Here is a 1,636-nt window from a genome sequence, read left to right as displayed (position 1 = left end):
CTTTTCATTCTTCTGTTACAACAGATTTCTCGCCCTTTGACCACTCATCGTTACTTTCCTCAATAATGCTACTTACCAGCGGTTATTGAGCTATTGCAAATTTCTTTCTTAGCAAATGCCAGCACCCGTAAGCCCTGAGCGGCTATCTCGTCAGTTATCTGCTCAATTTGCTGACGGTTTAAGTCGATTGTTTGACCGTTGGCATCGAGCTGGTAATAGCACCGCTTCAAGATGGCTTCCGCCGAACCTTTCACATAAATTGCGTAGCGATCGGCGGGTTCTCCTTGCTGGTGCAGGGTTGCCATGTATTGATACTGCGACTCAAAGGGAATCGTATCTAAACGCGGTTGTTCTTGTTCCAGGTCTTGTCGGGTCATCCCTGCTTTTTGTGCCGAGACAATTAATGCCCCTTCGGTCGGATCTCCAGCTACAGATAGTTGCCCGTCCTGGTCTTGGAAGTGCGAATCATTGCACAATAAGCCGCACTGTAAACACTCGCGCAGCGCAGGGTTTTGATTGATCTCAACCGGTTGTTCGTTTTGTAAAATCGAGCCTTTTACATTGTATCCCACACCACTCAGGGCATAGGAAGTTCCACCCGCATAGATCGCCTGGACGGTCATCTGATTTTCGGTGAGGGTGCCTGTTTTGTCAGAGCAAATCACAGTGGTGCTGCCGAGGGTTTCGACTGCCGGAAGTTTGCGGATAATCGCATGTCGCTGTGCCATCCGACTGACCCCGATCGCCAGCGTGACTGTCACTACAGCAGGGAGTCCTTCGGGAATGGCACTCACGGCGAGGGCAACGGCAGCCTTAAACCCCTCTGACCAGCTTCCTCCTTGCCCCATCACCACGGCAAAGGTTAAAGCGGCTAAACCCAGAATAATGTAGAGCAGGGTCTTGCTAAATTGTTCAATCTTGCGGGTGAGCGGTGTTTCCAGTCCGCTACTTTGCTCGATCAGTTGGGAAATGCGCCCAGTCTCAGTCTGGTTGGCGATCGCCACCACAAAGCCTCTGGCTTGCCCAAACGTGACCAAACTTCCGGCATACGCCACATGTTGAGGCGATCGGCTAAGACGGTTTCGACCGTGAGGGGTTCGGTTGCTTCCTGGACAGGAACCGATTCTCCTGTCAATGCGGCTTCACTCACCTGTAAGTCACGCAATTCTACCAACCGCAGATCAGCAGGCACTTTGTCCCCAGAGGTTAGCAGCACGAGATCGCCAGGAACCAGTTCGCAGGAGTTGAGCCGCACTTTTTGTCCATTCCGAATGACCGTCGCTTCGGTGATGACGGATTGGGCTAGTGCAGCGTCAAGTTTAAGAATGAGGGTTGTCAAGAGTGTTGTAATGGGGGAGATTGGGATAAAGCGAACGAGGGCTTTATGCAAAAACGATACATCGTCCGATTGAGTGAATCAGAGAAGAGTGAACTGCACGAAGTCATCAAACGGTTGAACGGTAGCAGCCAAAAGGTTCGTCGTGCGCAGATTTTGCTAAAGGCAGATGCCGAAGGGCCGAACTGGACAGACCAGTTGATCGCCGAAGCCTTCAACTGTCGGCCCCAAACAGTGGAAAATATCCGCCGCCGGTTGGGAGAACATGGCTTTGAGGCGACGCTGAATGGGCTAAAACGC

Annotated in this window: 1 protein-coding gene and 1 pseudogene; one reads left to right on the top strand and one right to left on the bottom strand. The window is 51.7% G+C overall.

All coding sequences use genetic code 11. The features are described 5' to 3' along the window. Positions 1–98: 98 nt before the first annotated feature. Positions 99–1,312: pseudogene (locus CKL79_RS24305) on the bottom strand (HAD-IC family P-type ATPase); the annotation flags it as partial. A gap of 72 nt (positions 1,313–1,384) precedes the next feature. Here CKL79_RS24305 and CKL79_RS22335 point away from each other — a divergent pair. Then, positions 1,385–1,636 (top strand): helix-turn-helix domain-containing protein (locus CKL79_RS22335; RefSeq protein WP_170944003.1); only part of this gene is annotated, 252 nt, incomplete at its 3' end.

Origin of the sequence: Leptolyngbya sp. BC1307, assembly GCF_002286735.1 — a bacterium.
Lineage (GTDB): Bacteria > Cyanobacteriota > Cyanobacteriia > Phormidesmidales > Phormidesmidaceae > Phormidesmis.
Note: the sequence above shows the minus strand (reverse complement) of the source record. Positions and strands in the feature narration are given on the sequence as shown.